The sequence below is a fragment of the Alteromonas sp. 5NW40-0090 genome (genome assembly GCF_057552975.1).
The window spans coordinates 108,567-126,390 of sequence record NZ_BAAJLT010000012.1 but is presented as its reverse complement, the minus strand read 5'-3'; the positions used below and the strand labels follow the sequence as shown (position 1 = coordinate 126,390).

The 17,824-nt window shown below is 45.0% G+C and carries 17 protein-coding genes; 7 read left to right on the top strand and 10 right to left on the bottom strand.

Going from position 1 to position 17,824, the window contains the following annotated elements; all coding sequences use genetic code 11:
* Positions 1–362 precede the first annotated feature (362 nt).
* Positions 363–698, top strand: coding sequence for a VOC family protein (locus tag AC27KT_RS15530; protein WP_071815754.1), 336 nt, complete (start codon positions 363–365; stop codon positions 696–698).
* Here AC27KT_RS15530 and AC27KT_RS15525 read toward each other — a convergent pair.
* The 5 genes from AC27KT_RS15525 to AC27KT_RS15505 form a co-directional block, all read right to left on the bottom strand.
* Positions 695–2,797: an oxidoreductase gene (locus tag AC27KT_RS15525; protein WP_487131440.1), complete on the bottom strand. Its 2,103-nt coding sequence runs from the start codon at positions 2,795–2,797 to the stop codon at positions 695–697. The genes AC27KT_RS15530 and AC27KT_RS15525 overlap by 4 nt on opposite strands.
* 333 nt (positions 2,798–3,130) lie before the next feature.
* Positions 3,131–3,604 carry a DUF4426 domain-containing protein gene (locus AC27KT_RS15520; RefSeq protein WP_487131438.1) on the bottom strand — a complete coding sequence of 158 codons (474 nt, stop codon included), beginning with the start codon at positions 3,602–3,604 and terminating at the stop codon, positions 3,131–3,133.
* Positions 3,605–3,700: 96 nt separating this feature from the next.
* Positions 3,701–4,237, bottom strand: a complete 537-nt coding sequence (locus AC27KT_RS15515; RefSeq protein ID WP_136781964.1) for a YggT family protein — start codon at positions 4,235–4,237, stop codon at positions 3,701–3,703.
* Positions 4,238–4,257: 20 nt separating this feature from the next.
* Entirely contained in the window at positions 4,258–5,079 is an 822-nt protein-coding gene (proC, locus tag AC27KT_RS15510) for a pyrroline-5-carboxylate reductase (protein WP_014950466.1), read from the bottom strand.
* Between the two features lie 52 nt (positions 5,080–5,131).
* Positions 5,132–5,818 (bottom strand): YggS family pyridoxal phosphate-dependent enzyme, encoded by a 687-nt coding sequence (locus AC27KT_RS15505; RefSeq protein ID WP_487131435.1) that lies wholly within the window; start codon positions 5,816–5,818, stop codon positions 5,132–5,134.
* A gap of 27 nt (positions 5,819–5,845) precedes the next feature.
* On the opposite strand from AC27KT_RS15505, the gene AC27KT_RS15500 reads away from it, so the two are divergent.
* From AC27KT_RS15500 to AC27KT_RS15490, 3 genes are all read left to right on the top strand, one after another.
* Positions 5,846–6,889: a type IV pilus twitching motility protein PilT gene (locus AC27KT_RS15500; RefSeq protein WP_487131433.1), complete on the top strand. Its 1,044-nt coding sequence runs from the start codon at positions 5,846–5,848 to the stop codon at positions 6,887–6,889.
* Between the two features lie 8 nt (positions 6,890–6,897).
* A complete protein-coding gene (locus tag AC27KT_RS15495; protein WP_487131431.1) occupies positions 6,898–8,010 on the top strand; it encodes a PilT/PilU family type 4a pilus ATPase in 1,113 nt (370 codons plus the stop codon).
* Between the two features lie 140 nt (positions 8,011–8,150).
* The gene (locus AC27KT_RS15490) at positions 8,151–8,468 is read left to right on the top strand and encodes a putative signal transducing protein (protein ID WP_487131429.1); all 318 of its coding nucleotides are present in this window, start codon (positions 8,151–8,153) and stop codon (positions 8,466–8,468) included.
* Positions 8,469–8,514: 46 nt separating this feature from the next.
* Here AC27KT_RS15490 and ruvX read toward each other — a convergent pair whose 3' ends face one another.
* The 4 genes from ruvX to AC27KT_RS15470 all read right to left on the bottom strand — a co-directional run bounded on the left by ruvX (position 8,515) and on the right by AC27KT_RS15470 (position 11,454).
* Positions 8,515–8,946, bottom strand: coding sequence for a Holliday junction resolvase RuvX (gene ruvX / locus AC27KT_RS15485; RefSeq protein WP_487131427.1), 432 nt, complete (start codon positions 8,944–8,946; stop codon positions 8,515–8,517).
* Positions 8,939–9,505: a YqgE/AlgH family protein gene (locus AC27KT_RS15480; protein ID WP_014950460.1), complete on the bottom strand. Its 567-nt coding sequence runs from the start codon at positions 9,503–9,505 to the stop codon at positions 8,939–8,941. Before AC27KT_RS15480 ends, ruvX begins: the two co-directional genes overlap by 8 nt.
* A gap of 128 nt (positions 9,506–9,633) precedes the next feature.
* The gene (gene gshB, locus AC27KT_RS15475) at positions 9,634–10,587 is read right to left on the bottom strand and encodes a glutathione synthase (RefSeq protein WP_487131424.1); all 954 of its coding nucleotides are present in this window, start codon (positions 10,585–10,587) and stop codon (positions 9,634–9,636) included.
* 138 nt (positions 10,588–10,725) lie between these two features.
* Positions 10,726–11,454: a 16S rRNA (uracil(1498)-N(3))-methyltransferase gene (locus tag AC27KT_RS15470; RefSeq protein ID WP_487131422.1), complete on the bottom strand. Its 729-nt coding sequence runs from the start codon at positions 11,452–11,454 to the stop codon at positions 10,726–10,728.
* Between the two features lie 782 nt (positions 11,455–12,236).
* Here AC27KT_RS15470 and AC27KT_RS15465 point away from each other — a divergent pair.
* Positions 12,237–13,079: a mechanosensitive ion channel family protein gene (locus tag AC27KT_RS15465; RefSeq protein ID WP_487131420.1), complete on the top strand. Its 843-nt coding sequence runs from the start codon at positions 12,237–12,239 to the stop codon at positions 13,077–13,079.
* A gap of 111 nt (positions 13,080–13,190) precedes the next feature.
* Here AC27KT_RS15465 and AC27KT_RS15460 read toward each other — a convergent pair whose 3' ends face one another.
* The gene (locus tag AC27KT_RS15460; RefSeq protein ID WP_487131418.1) at positions 13,191–13,988 is read right to left on the bottom strand and encodes a M48 family metallopeptidase; all 798 of its coding nucleotides are present in this window, start codon (positions 13,986–13,988) and stop codon (positions 13,191–13,193) included.
* A gap of 402 nt (positions 13,989–14,390) precedes the next feature.
* Here AC27KT_RS15460 and AC27KT_RS15455 point away from each other — a divergent pair, with 402 nt between their 5' ends.
* Positions 14,391–16,193: a choice-of-anchor I family protein gene (locus AC27KT_RS15455; RefSeq protein ID WP_487131416.1), complete on the top strand. Its 1,803-nt coding sequence runs from the start codon at positions 14,391–14,393 to the stop codon at positions 16,191–16,193.
* Positions 16,194–16,600: 407 nt separating this feature from the next.
* Positions 16,601–17,725 carry a beta-ketoacyl-ACP synthase III gene (locus AC27KT_RS15450; protein WP_487131414.1) on the top strand — a complete coding sequence of 375 codons (1,125 nt, stop codon included), beginning with the start codon at positions 16,601–16,603 and terminating at the stop codon, positions 17,723–17,725.
* Positions 17,726–17,824: the final 99 nt, after the last annotated feature.

The following is a 17,824-nucleotide window of genomic DNA, read 5'->3' as shown; positions in this document are numbered from 1 at the left end:
GCTTTTTTGTTTTTGCGACTAATGGCAGTGATATTGTTTAAAAGCTTCACTAGAGTATTGATACCAACCCGCATAGATTATTACCCACGCAGCGAGATTGAAAATGTTCGTTATCGCGGCGTGTTACCGCAGATATAGTGGTACTACACCAAGGTGACACAACAAAGAGTACGGACATTTTAAACTCGCCCTTCGGGAAGGTCTGGCAAGCTTCCTAGCTTCATTCTGGGAATTTGAAAGGGAACAGCCATTCCTGCATTCCCACGCTTTGCTAGGAAACTTGCCAGCGCCTTCTGAGTGGGCAATTATCTATGCGGATTGGTATACGTGAACAATGGTTACGAAATTTAAGGGAGAATAAAGTGGAGTTAGGACTATTTTCGTTAAGTTTAACGGTTAAAGACATCAGCAAGTCGAAGGCGTTTTATGAGGCCTTGGGCTTTGAAGCCATGCCTTCATGCGGCTCGGTGGAAGATAAATGGTTAATGATGAAAAACGGCACCACCATGATTGGGTTATTCGAAGGGATGTTTGAAGATAACATTATGACCTTCAACCCAAGTGATGTTAGGGCGCTTCAGGCAAATCTAGTTGAACAAGGCATCGCTTTAGATGTGCCTGTGAAGGGCGATAGCGGCCCCGGGCATCTCATTGTTAAAGACCCGGACGGCAACGCTATCATGTTCGATCAGTTTTAAATTCGCGCTGCCAGTTCAGCGCCTTGACGGATTGCGCGTTTAGCATCAAGTTCAGCCGCTACATCAGCACCACCGATAATGTGTACGCTAAATCCTGCTTCTTCTAGAGGTTGCTGCAAAGGCTTAAATGGCTCTTGGCCTGCACATACAATAACATTATCGACAGGCAATACTTTGGGTGTGTCGTTGATCAGTACGTGAAGGCCTTCATCGTCTACTTTCTCGTAGCTCACGCCGTTTATCATTTGAACATTGTGGTGTTTCAATGATTGCCTGTGGATCCAGCCCGTTGTTTTGCCTAGCCCTTTGCCTACTTTAGACGTTTTACGTTGTAGCAGATACACTTCCCGCTCAGAAGGCTCTATGGCTTTTTCTTTTAGTGCGCCAGGAGCAGAATAATCTTTATCTATACCCCAGTGCGCCAGCCACTTTTCTTTATCTTTGGCTAAATGTTCGTGTTCTACTAGGAATTCCGCTACATCAAAACCAATGCCGCCAGCGCCAACAATAGCTACTTTCTTGCCTACTGGCTTGTGGTCGCGCAATACGTCTAAATAACTCATCACTTTAGGGTGGTCGTGCCCTTCAATTGTAAGCGTACGAGGATTAATACCGGTGGCTAGCACCACTTCATCAAACCTCTCATCGGCAAGGCTTTCTGCGTTAATCTCGGTGTTAAGGTGAACCGTAACGCCCACGCGAGCTAGCTGATTGTCAAAGTAGCGTAGGGTTTCGTAAAACTCTTCTTTACCCGGCACTTGCTTGGCGTAATTAAATTGACCGCCAATTTCACTGGCTTTATCAAATAGATGTACCTCGTGACCGCGCTCTGCGGCATACATGGAAAACGCCAAACCCGCAGGCCCTGCACCTACTACCGCTAGTTTTTTCTTATTTTGCGTAGGCGGGAAGGTAAGTTCGGTCTCGTAGCACGCTTGTGGGTTTACCAAGCAACTTGCACGCTTTTGTTCGAATGCATGGTCTAGGCAAGCCTGGTTACAGGCAATACAAGTGTTGATTAGCTTAGACTCATTGCGCATAGCCTTCGCTACAAAGTGAGCGTCAGCCAAGAAAGGTCGCGCCATCGATACCATATCAGCATGGCCTTGTGCGAGTACCGATTCTGCAACTTCAGGCGTATTGATACGGTTAGTGGTAATAAGAGGAATAGACACCTCTTTTTTCATGCGTTCGGTTATCCAGGTAAACGCTGCACGTGGCACAGATGTGGAGATAGTGGGTACCCTTGCCTCGTGCCATCCAATGCCGGTATTAATTAGCGTAGCGCCTGCTTTTTCGATTTCTTTGGCTAAATATACAACCTCGTCCCACTTAGCTCCGCCTTCGACTAGATCCAACATAGACAAGCGATAAATAATAATGAAGTTAGTGCCCACTTTCTCGCGTACACCTTTTACTATTTCTATTGCCAGGCGAGCTCGGTTTTCTAGGCTGCCACCCCATTCATCATTTCTATGATTGGTGCGCTCACAGAAAAACTGATTTATGAGGTAGCCTTCAGAACCCATAATTTCCACGCCGTCATAGCCTGCTTGCTGGGCAAGGGCTGCACATTTTACGTAGTCTTTAATTGTGCTTCTTACGCCACGTGAGGACAATTCGCGGGGCTTAAAAGGGGTAATGGGCGACTTCATCGGTGAAGCCGAAACAGAAAGTGGGTGATAACCGTAACGGCCTGAATGCAATATTTGCATGCAAATTTTGCCGTCTTCCTTATGCACAGCGTCGGTAATAACACGGTGCTTTTTCGCGTGGCGAGAGCGGGTCATTCTGCCAGCAAAGGGCGCTACCCAACCTGAAATATTAGGGCTAATACCACCTGTTACGATCAGCCCCGCACCACCTTTTGCTCGCTCAGCGTAAAACGCAGCAAGTTTGTCAAAACCGCCTTTCTCTTCTTCCAAACCTAAATGCATTGAACCCATTAGGGTACGGTTGCGAAGTTGAGTAAAGCCCAAATCTAACGGAGTTAATAGGTTAGGAAAGTAAGGTGAGAGCTGTTCTGAATTGTGGGCAGACTGCGGTATAACTGTCTGAGGTACGTTCTGAGATACAGTCTGAGACGAGGACGTATTCATAATTATTCTCTGTTTTATTTGCTATGAAGGCAAGTTAGTGCATGTTGCTCTTTGCTACGGCGCAGTGCTCATCTGTCTTTCGTGATTTAAGTGCTAATGGCTACACATAATCCGACCACACTAACTTGCCCGACCAGTTGCTTTGATTATTTACCACCACATTCAATTGGTAAAGTGCAGTTACCAAATTTTTAACATAATAAAAAAGCGAGATACCGGGCTAACGGATATCTCGCTTCGTTAATCACTACTTTTCATCACAATAATGAAAGCGTTACAGATGAGCGCTTACTTATGATATTGGCGTTATTAAGGCAGTGCTCGCCTTATAGATTACTCGTCAACGTACATTTTCTGCTGAAACTTCAGCGTTTGTTTGCTGCTACCTTTTTGAACGTCAATCTCAAACCTGAAGGTTTCCTGATCGCGAAATGGCAGCACGGCAAGGTAATAGATAGCATCACCTTCTTCCACCTTTTTGAAAGTCAGCTTACGCGAGTTACCTAACAGATTCTTAGCCGTACCTGTTACATCTGCCCGTTGCGCTTCACCGGAAATTTTGTCTAACACCGAAATGTTAACTAACGCATTAAACTTACTTCTTACAATGCCGTAGCTAGCCGCCACTTCAGGTGTGAGAAATGGCGTACTCACCACCATGTAGTGAACATCCCATTCACCAAGCGTTTGCTTCTGCTCGGCAAACGCAGAAAAACTTAAGCATGACATAGCCATCGCAAGAAGTGCTACGTAAGTTTTTTGGATTTGATTTATTCTACCCATGATCGAAACTACCTCTGCCTTCATCTTATTTTCAATTCTTACCCATTACAGCTTGTTTTGCTCTATGAACCAAACTGCAAGACCAATGCTTTCCCTAACAGTGCCTTCAACTGACATTAGTTACATAGGGAAAGTGTCTTGGATCAGAAGCTGTAAAAACTGTAATGCGATGATGGCAATAAGCACTGATAAGTCCAAACCGCCTAATGGTGGAATGACTTTGCGTATTGGCGCTAAAAACGGCTCGGTTAGCTGATACAGAACATAGTCAACCGGAGACTGACCTTGAGACACCCAGCTCAAAATAGCGCGTAATAGCAACACCCAGAACATTAACGACAGGGTTTCTTTTATCACGCCAATCACTGATAAAATCGCAATGCCGACTGGGTTTAGACTACCGCCAAACATTAACCCTAGGGTTATTAGCTTAAGCGCGCATACCGCTACCGCTAACACAAAGGTAGCGGTGTCGAACCTGCCGATTGACGGAATAATACGGCGCAACGGCCCCACGATAGGGTGGGTTGCTTTTACTACAAATTGACTCATTGGGTTATAAAAATCTGCTTGAACCATTTGTAACCAAAGGCGCAGAATAACCACCATCAAATAAAGGCTAAATAAGGTATCAACCAAAAATACCGTTGCGTTCATGTTGTGTTTTTCCTAAAACGTTATAGCTGTTTTGCCATTTCTTCAGCACGAGCTACTGCGGCGCGCATCGACTTGCTGACAATATCTTTTAAACCTTCATTAATGAAAGTGTTAACGGCTTCTGCGGTAGTGCCGCCCTTAGACGTAACTTGGGCACGAAGCTCGCTTAATTCAAGGTCTGGGTTGTTACAAACCATTTCGGCTGCGCCTAACATCGCTTGTTGAACCATTAAGCGAGATTGCGCTTTGTCAAAGCCCATGTTCATGGCTTCTTCCTGCATATTTTGTAAGAACAAGAAGAAATAAGCAGGGCTGCTGCCCGCTGCAGCGATAACGCCGTTAATACCCTCTTCTTTATCTACCCAAACGGTTTCGCCAACGCTGTTCATTACATCGTCAACGTATTGCCTATCCGACTCAGAAACCGTGTCGTCGGCATACATCCCAGACATCCCTTTACCTAACAAGCTCGGGGTGTTTGGCATAATACGAACAACAGGGTATTCACCACCAAGCATTTCTTGCAATCTGGCTACCGGCAGCCCTGCTGCAATGCTCATAAACAACTTGCCCGAAAGGTCATTGTTTTTCTGAAGCTCGCCGCACATATCGCCCATTATTTGTGGTTTTACCGCAAGCACTATGGCATCAGCGAATTGGCAGGCTTCATCGTTAGATTGTGTGGTGTGAATACCAAACTCGGCCTTCAGGCCGTCTAACTTTGGTGTGGAAGGGTTTGCCGCAAGGATGTTTTCTTTCGCGTACCCAGATTTGATAAGACCACTGATGATGCTGCGGCTCATGTTACCCGCGCCAATAAATGCTAATTTTTTCTGTTGCATGTAAATCCTATTTGTTGGTTACGTTTAAGTCTGTGTAGCGAGGCGAAGCGCTCTAGTTTCGTTTACCGAAAATCGCGGTACCTATGCGCACCATAGTAGACCCATGTTGAATCGCTTCTGCCATATCACTACTCATTCCTACGGATAGGGTATCAAAATTGCTCAATGATGTATGGTAGTGGTCGAATAATTCTTTTAGCTTGGACAGTGTGGCGCGCTGCTGCTCTTCACTAGGATCAGCTTTGGGAATCGCCATTAGTCCACGCAAGGTCAGGTGCTCTTGAGAGTTAATAAACTCCACTAGCGCATCTAATTCACTTAGGGCTACCCCTGACTTACTCTCTTCGTCATCAATATTAACCTGAATACACACGTTTAACGGCGGCATTGAGTCAGGCCGCTGCTCGTTTAAGCGGCGGGCAATTTTTTCTCTGTCTACAGACTGAACCCAATCAAAATGTTCGGCGACTACTTTGGTTTTATTCGACTGAATTGGGCCAATCATGTGCCACTCTATATCGCTTAAGTGAGAAAGTTCCTGAACCTTTTCAACACCTTCCTGCACGTAGTTTTCGCCGAACATACGTTGTCCGCCTTCATACGCTTCCATGATATCTGATACGGGTTTTGTTTTGCTAACCGCTAGCAATTTAACGGAATTTGGTGGACGATGTGCACTGGTAGCGGCTTGGTCTATTCCTTTTCGTGCGGAATCTAGTCTTTCTGCTATTGTTTGCATTATTCACCTTGTTTTGGAGAAGTGGTTGTGGATATTACCGAACTTTTGGCTTTCAGTGTTAAGAATAACGCCTCAGATTTACACTTATCAGCGGGCCTACCACCAATAATTCGTGTAGATGGCGAAATGCGTAAGCTGAACGTGCCTGCCCTCGATCACAAACAAGTTCATGGTCTCGTTTATGAGATTATGAATGACATGCAGCGCAAAGAGTACGAAGAAAACCTAGAAACCGATTTTTCTTTCGAAGTAAATGGCTTGTCGCGCTTTCGTGTTAACGCGTTTGTGCAAAACCGAGGCGCAGCGGCAGTATTACGTACTATCCCTAGTAAAGTATTAACCTTGGATGACCTTGGCGCGCCTGAAATTTTTAAGGAAATTATAAATCAGCCTACTGGCATTGTACTTGTGACAGGTGCTACCGGTTCGGGTAAAAGTACCACGCTTGCGGCCATGGTCGACCATATCAACACCCATAAGCGTGAACATATTCTTACCATTGAAGACCCTATCGAATTCGTGCACGACAACAAGCTTAGCTTGGTAAACCAGCGGGAAGTACACCGCGATACGCACTCGTTTAATAACGCTCTGCGCTCGGCACTTCGTGAAGACCCCGATGTTATTCTGGTCGGTGAGCTTCGTGATTTAGAAACCATTCGACTTGCTATATCAGCTGCGGAAACAGGTCACTTAGTATTTGGTACGCTGCACACCAACTCTGCGCCAAAAACCATCGACCGTATTATTGATGTATTTCCAGCGGAAGAAAAAGCTATGGTGCGCTCTATGTTGTCGGAATCATTGCGCGCGGTAATTTCACAAACCCTGCTTAAGAAAGTAGGGGGGGGCCGGGTTGCTGCTCATGAAATCATGGTGGGGATCCCCGCTATTCGTAACCTTATTCGCGAAGATAAAGTGCCGCAAATGTACTCGGTTATTCAAACGGGTCAGGCTCACGGTATGCAAACCATGGATCAGTGTCTTCAGCGCTTAGTGGCGATGGGTGTTATTACCAAACAAGACGCCGCAGCAAAGTCAGTTGATAAACAGTCGATGAATAATTTCTAGAGGCCATTATGTTAGATTCACTACTACAAAAAATGGTCGATACTAACGCATCGGATTTGTTCGTAACGGCGGGATTCCCCGTAAGCGCCAAGATCAACGGCAAACTAACTCCAGTGACGGGAAGTGCAACATCGGAAGAGGCATCGCTGGCGCTGGTTCACGAAGCAATGACCGAAAAGCAGCAGAATGAGTTTCACACATCAAAAGAATGTAACTTCGCTATTGTGCGAGAAGGTATTGGTCGCTTCCGCTGTTCCGCATTTTGGCAGCGTGACCAAGCGGGCATGGTTATCCGCCGCATTGTGACACAAATTCCCAAAGCTGATGATTTGGGTCTGCCGCGAGTATTAAAAGAAATTATTATGTCGAAACGCGGTCTTGTTCTATTCGTAGGTGGAACAGGCACGGGTAAATCCACATCCTTGGCTGCGCTTATTGGGCATAGAAATGAAAACTCGCACGGGCATATACTGACTATTGAAGACCCTATTGAGTTTGTTCATGAGCACAAGAACTGTGTTATTACCCAGCGAGAGGTGGGCATAGATACTCAGTCTTTTGATGACGCGCTTAAAAGTTCGCTACGTCAGGCGCCTGATGTCATTCTGATTGGTGAAATTCGCTCCATGGAAACCATGGAATATGCCATGTCGTTTGCTGATACAGGGCATTTGTGTGTGGCTACGCTGCACGCTAACAACGCGAACCAAGCGATTGAACGTATCATGCATTTAGCGCCGAAAGATCAGCACGATAAGTTACGCTTTGACTTAAGCTTAAACATCCGCGCCATTGTTGCGCAGCAACTAGTGCCTACGCCAGACGGCAAGGGTAGGGTTGCGGCAATAGAAATACTGCTTAATTCGCCGCTAGTACGCGACCTAATACAGCGCAATGAAATAGGCGCGTTAAAAGAAGCAATGAAAAAAGGCAAAGAGCAGGGCATGCAGAGCTTTGATATGGCGCTATATGATTTGTACAAAGCGGGTAAGATTGATATGGACCAAGCGCTGCACCACGCCGACTCGCCTAATGACCTGCGCTTAATGATCAAGCTTGATACCAGCGACGGTTCTAGCTTAGGTACACTGTCAAATGTATCTATTGATATGGATGACTAATTGCTTTCGCTTTATGCTGAAATCCCTTTAGGGGGAGCTGCATTTGAAACGCTTACTGAAATAAAGCAGTAGAGAGACACGTTTTTCTCGCATGATGAGCAGCCCACGGGCTGCTTTTGTGTTTAACAAGAGGATAGCCATTGAAAAAACTCTTCACTTCACAAGACGCTTTTGAACTTCAAGCGGTTCGCAGTGAGCTTGACGCTTTATCTATTCCTTATATGGTAAAAAATGAGTTTGCCAGTGGCGCAATCGGAGAGCTGCCTTGGCAAGATTCTCAGCAGGAAGTGTGGCTTGTTGACGATAGCTGGTATGTAAGGGCGTTGAAAGTTGTTGAGCCCTTCATTCAAAACTCAAACGATAAGGCAATATCTAGTGAAGACTGGATTTGTGGTGAATGCCGTGAACAAAACGGCGCCGCTTTTGATGTCTGCTGGCAGTGTGGGGCAGAAAAGTAATAACAGCAAGAGCCAGCAGCTTACAAAGGTCAACAGACCCCAACAACTATTCGTACTGACTCTCGCTCCAGCTTGCGAATATTACGCAGGCCGACACACTATCAACCTTATCTTTAGTGAGTTTCTTGTAGCCACCTAACTCAAACAGCATAGCTTTAGCGTCTGTGGTGGTTAGTCGCTCATCACAAGTGTCAACGGCCACTTTAAAACGCCCATGTAGACGGTTTGCAAATTTGCGGGCCCGCTGAGTCATCTCCTGCTCAGTACCATCCATATTAAGCGGTAAACCCACCACCACGATATGCGGTTGCCATTCTTCGTAAAGCTTTTCTATTAACGTCCAGTCAGGAATACCGTCTCGTGCCTTCAGCGCTGCAAGAGGAGAAGCCGTACCGGTAATTTCCTGACCTACCGCCACGCCAATGCTTTTAGTACCAAAATCAAACGCAAGTACTGTGCGGTTTCCGACATCAGGCATGCCCTGCTCCCGGTGCTAGCTGCCATACATCCACACCGAGTTTATTTACTGTTGCTTGCCATTTTTTGTGCATAGGCGTGTTAAACAGAATTTCTTCGTCAGCTTCGATGGTGAGCCATGCGTTTTCCTGCATTTCCTTCTCAAGCTGACCGGCTGTCCAGCCCGCGTACCCCAAAGCAATCAAAACGTCTTCAGGACCTTCATCATTGGCAATAGCAGTCAAAATGTCCTTGGAGGTGGTCACCATAACCCCTGGTGCAAGCTTTAAGCTAGATGCCCACTCTCTTTGCGACGAGTGCAGGACAAAACCTCGCTCTTGGCTTACAGGGCCGCCAGCCAGCACGATTTGCTCTGCTTTGTCGTCAGATACAGTGAGTTCTTTGTCAGTCTGTTCAAGAAGTTGCTTCACGTTCATGGTGGAGGGCTGATTTACTACAATACCCATGGCACCTTCAGCGTTGTGTTCACAAATATAAATGAGTGAGCGAGAAAAGTACGGATCGTCCAAACTAGGCATCGCGACCAGAAAATGATTTTGTAGGCTTTTTAATTCCGTCATAGTTTGTCTTTTATCTACTATCTTTTACTTTTTCAGGGCCTTTACATTATTGAAGCTAAAGGCGCTCTATCCACTTATATTTGCTTATTACGATACGAACTGCACTGTGTTACCAATACAACCTTACTTTATTTACTGGCTAAGCGCTTTTCAATGGCGTCAAACAGCGCACCCATTATGTTAACATCGTAAGCTGCTTCTATTTCTCTTACGCAAGTTGGGCTAGTAATGTTTATTTCAGTAATTTTGCTGCCAATAACATCAAGCCCCACAAATAAAATGTTATTTTCCTTGAGCTTTGGTGCGATGGCTTCGGCTAAGGCGCGGTCGGAATCTGAGATTGGCTGAGGGCGTCCTGTACCGCCAGCGGCTAGGTTACCTCTGGTTTCCCCTTTTGTAGGCAGTCGCGCTAAGCAATACGGCATGACTTCACCATCAACGATGAGTACGCGCTTATCGCCGTCTTTAATCTCTGGTAGGTACTCTTGTACCATCATGTAGCGCGTACCTAACTTGGTTAGGGTTTCAATAATAACGCCTAAGTTATTACCGTCAGGCTTCACTCTAAAAATAGACGCGCCGCCCATACCGTCTAAGGGTTTGCAAATAATGTCTTGGTGCTTGGCGTGAAACTCACGGATAAGCGCTTGATTGTTCGTAACTAAGGTATTGGGAATGTGTTCTGGGAAGTACGACGTAAACAACTTCTCGTTGTAGTCGCGAAGCGCTTGAGGATTATTTACAACTAGCGCTCCCGCGTCTTGCGCAAGTGATAGCACCTGAGTTGCATACAAAAACTCGCTGTCAAAAGGAGGATCTTTGCGCATGAGTAACACATCAATGTCGCCTAAATACAGAGTAGACTCGTCTTCAATGGAGTAGAAATCTGTAGCTTGATCTTTGACCGATACGGTTTTACCCAAGCCCATAGGCTTACCATTGTCTAAATACAAGTCTTTTAATTCAAAATATACAACCTTTGCACCGCGGCGCTGAGCTTCAAGCATCATCGCGAAGCTTGTATCTTTATGTGGCTTAATGCTTGCGATGGGGTCCATAATTACGCCAACGGTATATTGCATAATGTTCTCACCTTGAATGTTGATAAAATGCCGGCTCAGATAGCCCAGCTGATTGTATTCGGATATGGGGGCACACCTGAATTCTTCAAGTTACTGAGCTAGCACTATGCTGGTTATAAAGCTGCCTAAAATACTGACTTAGAAGTCGCCGTGCTGAGCTTGAAGAATACTTAAGCTTGTAATCGCCGCCGTCTCGGTGCGCAAAATACGTGGGCCCAAACTTACCGACTGATAGCCGTTTTCGTTTGCCTGATGAATTTCTGTTTCAGATAACCCACCTTCAGGGCCAATAAGCAATCGAAAGCCTTGAGCATTATAAGGTTGTCTTGCCAAACTTTGCTCTGCGCCAGGTGCAAGAACTAATCTTGTGGTATTGGTTGAAGAAGACAACCATTGATTAAGACTAACCGGAGCATTGAGCACGGGAATAATGTTGCGACCGCTCTGTTCACAGGCACCAATAATAATTTTCTGCCATTGCTGAATTTTCTTTTCCCAGCGTGACTCGTCGAGTTTAACCGTACAGCGTTCAGTGATTACGGGTGTTATTTTCGATACGCCAAGTTCCACGCTTTTTTGTAGCACTGTATCCATTCTATCGCCTTTAGATACACCTTGACCCAAGTGCAAATGAAGCGGGGATTCTTTCGCTAGCGATAAACAAGCGTCGGCCTCAACTGTAACTTTTTTTCTTTGTACGCTAATAATTTGCGCACTGTATTCGTTCCCGTCGCCATTAAAAAGCACAATAGGGCGATTGGGCTTTATGCGCAGTACCGTCGCGATATGATGACCGGCGTCTTCAGTTAACTCAAACTCTTGCTCTAACGGAATTGGATTGGGGTAATAAACTCTTGGTATACGCATAATAAATAGTGTGTTTGGTTTTGATGCGTATGATACGTGTGTGCAGGTACAGGTTGCAATGCTGTCGACAGCTGCATGTAAATAATTGAGCAAATACTTACATAAACAACAGCATGCGGCCTATATTTAAATCACCTGACTCGTAAATTAACTCTACGCTGCAGAAGGCGAAGAGTTGTTCGAAGTTGATTTCAACACGGTGGAAGAAGACTTCGATGTTGGTTCTGGGCGGTAGTCCGCTCTTGCATACTTGGTGTGTTTTCCTTTATCAGTGCGTAGTGAATATAAAAATAAACACAAAACGACTGAAAATAGGGTTAATAGAAGCAACATGCGTTAATCCTTTAATTGACATAGTTTGCTAAAGCCGTTCAGAAGAAACTAAAAGCAAGTGTATCAAAGTAGATAGCATGCTTTAATTCTTTTGAGACTTTAGTCTAAAACTTTGTGGCTAAAAAATCATCAAAAAAAATATCTTAAAACTCGGTAACTTCCGATAAATTGGAAAAAGCGCATAAAGGCTTCGGTATGAAATAGTAAAAATATTGGGTGACATGCGTGTGACAATTACTAAAAAATATACTCAAACTTTAGTCTATGAAGTAATAATAAATGACGTTATATATCGCTACTTTAGGATAATGCTAACACTATCAATAGCCTATGTGACTTAGACTTTAGGGCGAATTTACGCTAATTGGACCTATTAAGTATTGGTGATAATACGATTAGCTGCTAACGTAATTGCGTTAATTACAACAAACCATGACAAGGACCATATTATGGAAGAGAAACTTTCGCTTTTTTCAGCAAGCGATGTTGAAAGGTACATAAACGACTACGCCATTCCATGGGGTATTAATATTTTAATGGCGATTGCGATTTATGTTGTTGGTAAGATCGTAGTTGGATTTATTTTGTCTGTTTTTAGACGCCTAATGGCTAAGTCTAAATATGATGACATGTTAGTAGATTTCCTAGAGGCGATAATTAGCGCTATCTTGATGCTATTCGTTATTGTCGCGTCACTTGACCAACTAGGTGTAGATACTACTTCACTTGTTGCCATCTTAGGTGCGGCTGGTTTAGCGATTGGCCTGTCACTACAAGATTCACTGAAGAACTTTGCTGCAGGTGTAATGCTACTTGTTTTCAAACCTTTCAAAGCGGGTGATTTTGTAGAAGCGGCTGGCACTGCTGGCTCTATTGTTAAGATTGGTATTTTCACAACGACCATGAATACACCAGACAATAAAGAAATTATTGTTCCTAATGGCAACATTTACGGTGGCAATATCACTAACTATTCAGCAAGAGACACACGCCGTGTAGACATGGTTGTGGGTATCGGTTACGACGCTGACCTTCTTAAAGCGAAAAGAATTCTTGAGGAAATGGTGGCGGCTGATGAGCGTATTCTTGCAGAACCAGCGCCGAAAATTGCTGTATCTGAACTGGCTGACAGCAGCGTGAATTTTGTAGTGCGCCCTTGGGTAAATTCTGCTGATTTCTGGGGTGTTAAATTCGACTTCACTGAAAACGTTAAACTGCGTTTTGATGAAGAAGGCATTTCAATTCCATTCCCACAAATGGACGTTCACCTACACAAAACAGACAGCGAGTAATCGCTATCTTGAAAACAAAAAACGCTGCTAGATGCAGCGTTTTTTTTGCCTCAATAACGAACCAGCTACTTAGGCGATATAAAATGTATACTCTTATTAACGTTTGTACCTTTATTTACAATTAGGTCTATAAGAGGTGGTCTGATAGTCGGCATAGGCTGCAGGCATATTTGCTTGTAAGTTATCAATTCTTGTTTGAGGTGCAGGGTGGGTAGACAGAAGCTCCATCGGGCGGTTACCTCCGCTTGCGGCATCCATGTTTTGCCATAAGTTCACAGATTGCCTTGGATCAAACCCAGACTTCGCCATAAGCTGAAGACCGATGACGTCAGCTTCTGACTCGTGCGTTCTGCTAAATGGAAGCTGAACACCTACTTGAACGCCTAAACCAATAGCAGCCATTATAGGGCCTGATTGAGGCACCTCGTTCGCAGCCAGTACTTGACCTACCGCTTGACTACCTACATTAATCAGTGTTGATTGAGACATACGCTCGTTACCGTGCTCTGCAATGACATGACCCACTTCATGGCCAATGACAGCTGCAAGTTGATGCTGATTTTCAGCAACATTGAGCAAGCCTGTATAAACTCCAATTTTTCCACCGGGTAGCGCAAATGCATTAACCTGTTCATCGTCAAACACTACCACTTCCCACTGACCGCCAAAAACACTCTCGGGCACTTGGGCAGTAATGGCGTTTGCAACACATTCCACGTAGGAGTTCTGTACTGCTTTATTAGAAATTTTAAGTTCTTCTTTCATGCCTGAAAAAGCTTGGTCGCCCATTTGCGCTAACTGAGTTTCCGAGTACAGTAATACTTGGTTCCTGCCTGTAGGTGAGGTAGCACAGGCGGTTAGTGTAAGTGCAGCAGCAACAACCGTTGATGCAGTGAATTTCAATTTCATGGTTAATCCTTTTGTTTTCTGAAAACACCATTTTTGTATTTCAGCTACGAAAAAAATGCCTTTCAGTTTGTACGTCTATTTAGCAGTATTAGTATCAGATAGCACGAATAAAGAAAACTAGACGTTCGCGCTAAAGCGCCTATGTGCCGCTTTCGAGCAGACCTATTGAATAAATAAGACTACAAAGTAGGCTGAAATATATACTTACAATTGGTGTTTAAATACGTAAATAGTTGCTTTTTTATAGAAAAGTTACACGTTTTTGCCTTCTTAATATTTGTGTCATAAACTGATTCTAATTTATACATAGAAGTTACATAAATTTTCTGGTGTACTAGGATTAGGAACTTCAGATTTCTCGGACCTTCGACGTACAACAAAAACAAATAAAAAGGAAAGCAAATGGCAGTGCGTAATAAGTTTAAATATGGATTACTCGCATTTTTAGTTTCAGCTGCGCTCACAGGATGCGGCCTTGATGGTGACGATGGTGCTCAGGGGGAGACTGGGGCACAGGGGCCGCAGGGCGAACAAGGTGAGCCAGGCACTGATGGCAGCGATGGCACCGATGCTTCCATTGGTATTGCGATGGACATCGTTGGGCGCGCCTTTTTAGGCAATCAAACAGCGGCTGAAATTGTTCAGTACCATGCCGGTACCAGTACCATTTACGCCACAAACGGTGAAACTAACACAATTGCGGTTATTGATGCGTCTAGCGTTAACACGGCAACAATGTCAGATCCAATTAATACAACCACACTTACGCCAACCACTATCGCGTTGCCTGCTGATATTAACGGTGTAACGCTAGGTAGCCTAACAAGTATTGCAATAAGCGGTGATCTCATGGCTGTTGCTGTACCCGCAGACGTTAAAACTGATAACGGTTATGTGTTGTTCTACAACGGGCTAGACAGTTCTGCTCCTGCCTTTTTGGATTCTGTCGAGGTTGGCGCACTACCTGATATGGTCACTTTTACCCCCGACGGTGGTAAGGTGTTAGTGGCGAATGAAGGTGAGCCTTCTGATGACTACACCATCGATCCAGAGGGTTCAATTACTGTTATTAATATTCTAGCCAGCGGAGAGCCTGAAGAAACTGGTACTACAATAGGTTTCACCGCCTTCAATGGTACTGAAGCCGATTTGATGGCTCAGGGGATGATGTTCCCAAATCCGGCGGGCCAGACTATTAACGGTACTGCAATTACCTCTACGGTTGCGAAAGATCTTGAACCTGAATATATAACGGCTACCAACGACGTTGCTTATGTGAGCCTTCAGGAAAACAATGGCCTAGCAATATTAGATTTAGAAGAATTAACCGTTGATGTTGTTGGCCTAGGCACTAAATCTTGGGCTGGGCTTAATATTGATATTCAAGAGAACGATGCGGTTAGCTTTGGACAATATACCGGCCTTTACGGGGTATATCAGCCTGATACTATCGCTAACTTTACGTGGAAAGATGCAACTTTTATCGTAACCGCGAACGAAGGCGATGCCCGAGAGTATTTCTTTGAAGCTGCTGATGAGGCGGCATGTACTGCTGCAGGTGGTGTTGATTTTGACGAAGATGATGGCTGTCTAGCTTATACAGACGAAGTTAAAGTAGAAGATCTTACCGCTGCTGCCAACTCTGAATTAGCTATGCTACAGGCGACAGGTGAAGCGGACGACTTACGTGTAACTTCAGCTATGGGTGATGCTGACGGAAACGGAGAGTACGATGCAGCGTACGCTTACGGTGCACGTTCATTCACCATCTGGGATCAAAATGGTTTAGTGGTCTATGATTCAGGTGATGATTTTGAACGCATTACTGCTTCAGTTCATGGCGCACAGTTCAACAACGGTGACGATGAAAACGCAAGCGACTCGCGCTCGGAGAATAAAGGTCCTGAGCCAGAAGCGTTAACCGTGGGTCAAGTTGGCGATCGCACTTACGCGTTTATCGGCACAGAGCGCATGGGCGGTATTTTCGTATACGACGTTACTAACCCTTATGACGTTCAATTTGCAGAATATGTAATTAACCGTGACCTAACCGAAGGTTTGACAAGCGATGATGTCATTGGTGACCTTGCGCCTGAAAGTCTGGTTTTCGTTAGCGCTGAAGACAGCCCAAGTGGCGTCCCTCTTCTTGTTGTAGGCAACGAAGTGAGCGGCACAGTAACGGTGTGGCAAATCAACCAGCTGTAAGCTCCCGCTTTGATTACATGAAACCCCGCTTTGAAGCGGGGTTTTTTATTGGTAACTTGCCAGACCTTTCTGAAGGGCGAGTTGAAAATGTCCGTACTTGTTGTTGTGTTACCTTGACGCAAAACCACTTTACCTGCGGTAACACGCGGCGATTACGAACATTTTAAGTCTCGCTGATTAGGTAATTATCTATGCTGACTGGCGTTAATCAAAGGAATCGAGCTTTCCTTGTGTTCACTATGGTTACACCGTTTAAGGATTAAGGTAAGCTATACCCCATAAAACGCAGTCGTATTTTTAGAGGTAAATACGATTAGGCTCAATTGCACTGGTATAGATGCGTTAAGGACACAGAGTAACGCAATACTCAATACCACCATAGTGTTATCAAATAATAGAGAATGCCTATGTCTCAGCAAGTTGTGATAAGTGGTGTGGGTGTATGGCACCCTAAAGACAGTATAACTAACGAAGAGCTCGTAGATAGCTACAATGCTTACGTAGATGCGTTTAACGAAGAAAATAAAGCGCAAATCGAATCAGGTGATGTAGCCGCAATGCCTTATTCAAGTGCAGAGTTCATCGAAAAAGCATCAGGAATTAAAAGTCGCTACATCTATCAAAAAGAGGGTGCACTAGACATCACTCGAATGAAGCCTAAGATTGCCCCTCGATCAGATGACGAACTTTCTCACCAAGCCGAAATTGCCGTCGAAGCAGCTAAGTTAGCTCTGGCATCAGCCAATGTTTCTGCCAATGAGATTGATGCTGTGATTGTGTCGTGTGCTTACACCCAGCGTGCTTATCCTGCGATTGCAATTGAAGTACAAGAAGCCCTTAACATTGAAGGGTTTGGTTTCGATATGCTAGTTGCTTGTTCTGCAGCAACGTTCGGTATGCATCGCGCCTATGAAATGCTGAGCGCGAAAAATGCGACTCGCGTGTTGGTTATTAACCCTGAGTTGGTCTCACCGCAAATTAACTACGCTGATCGCGACAGTCACTTTATTTTTGGCGATGTGGCTACGGCGACTGTGCTTGAGCTTGCTGAAACCGCCAAAAGTGACCACGTGTACGACGTGCTAAGCACCAAGGCATTGACGAAATTCTCAAACAATATTCGTTCAAATTTTGGCTATATGACACGTGCCGAAGACGTTGACCCGTATGGACCTGATAAACTATTCCATCAAGCGGGGCGCAAAGTTTTCAAGGAAGTGTGCCCGTTGGCAGCCGCGCATATTGAAGCGCATTTAGCGAGTCACGACATTACGCCAGAGGGCGTCAAGCGTTGGTGGCTTCACCAGGCTAATATCAATATGAACACCTTGATTTGTAAACGCCTGTTAGGTCGCGATGCTGACCGTACCGAAGCGCCAATTGTGTTAGACGAGTTTGCCAACACTGCTTCTGCGGGCTCTGTGATTGCGTTTGGTTTAAACCATGAAGACTTGGTTGCTGGCGACGTGGGAGTACTTTGCTCTTTTGGTGCAGGGTATTCAATTGGCTCACTAGTGATCCGTAAACGGTAGTTTTTCTCATAGCGCGGGCGTTGCCTGCGCACCGTACCTAGCTGAAAACGCTATGTGCCGTTGAAGGTAAGATATAATCAACATTGTCGCCAGTGCCAG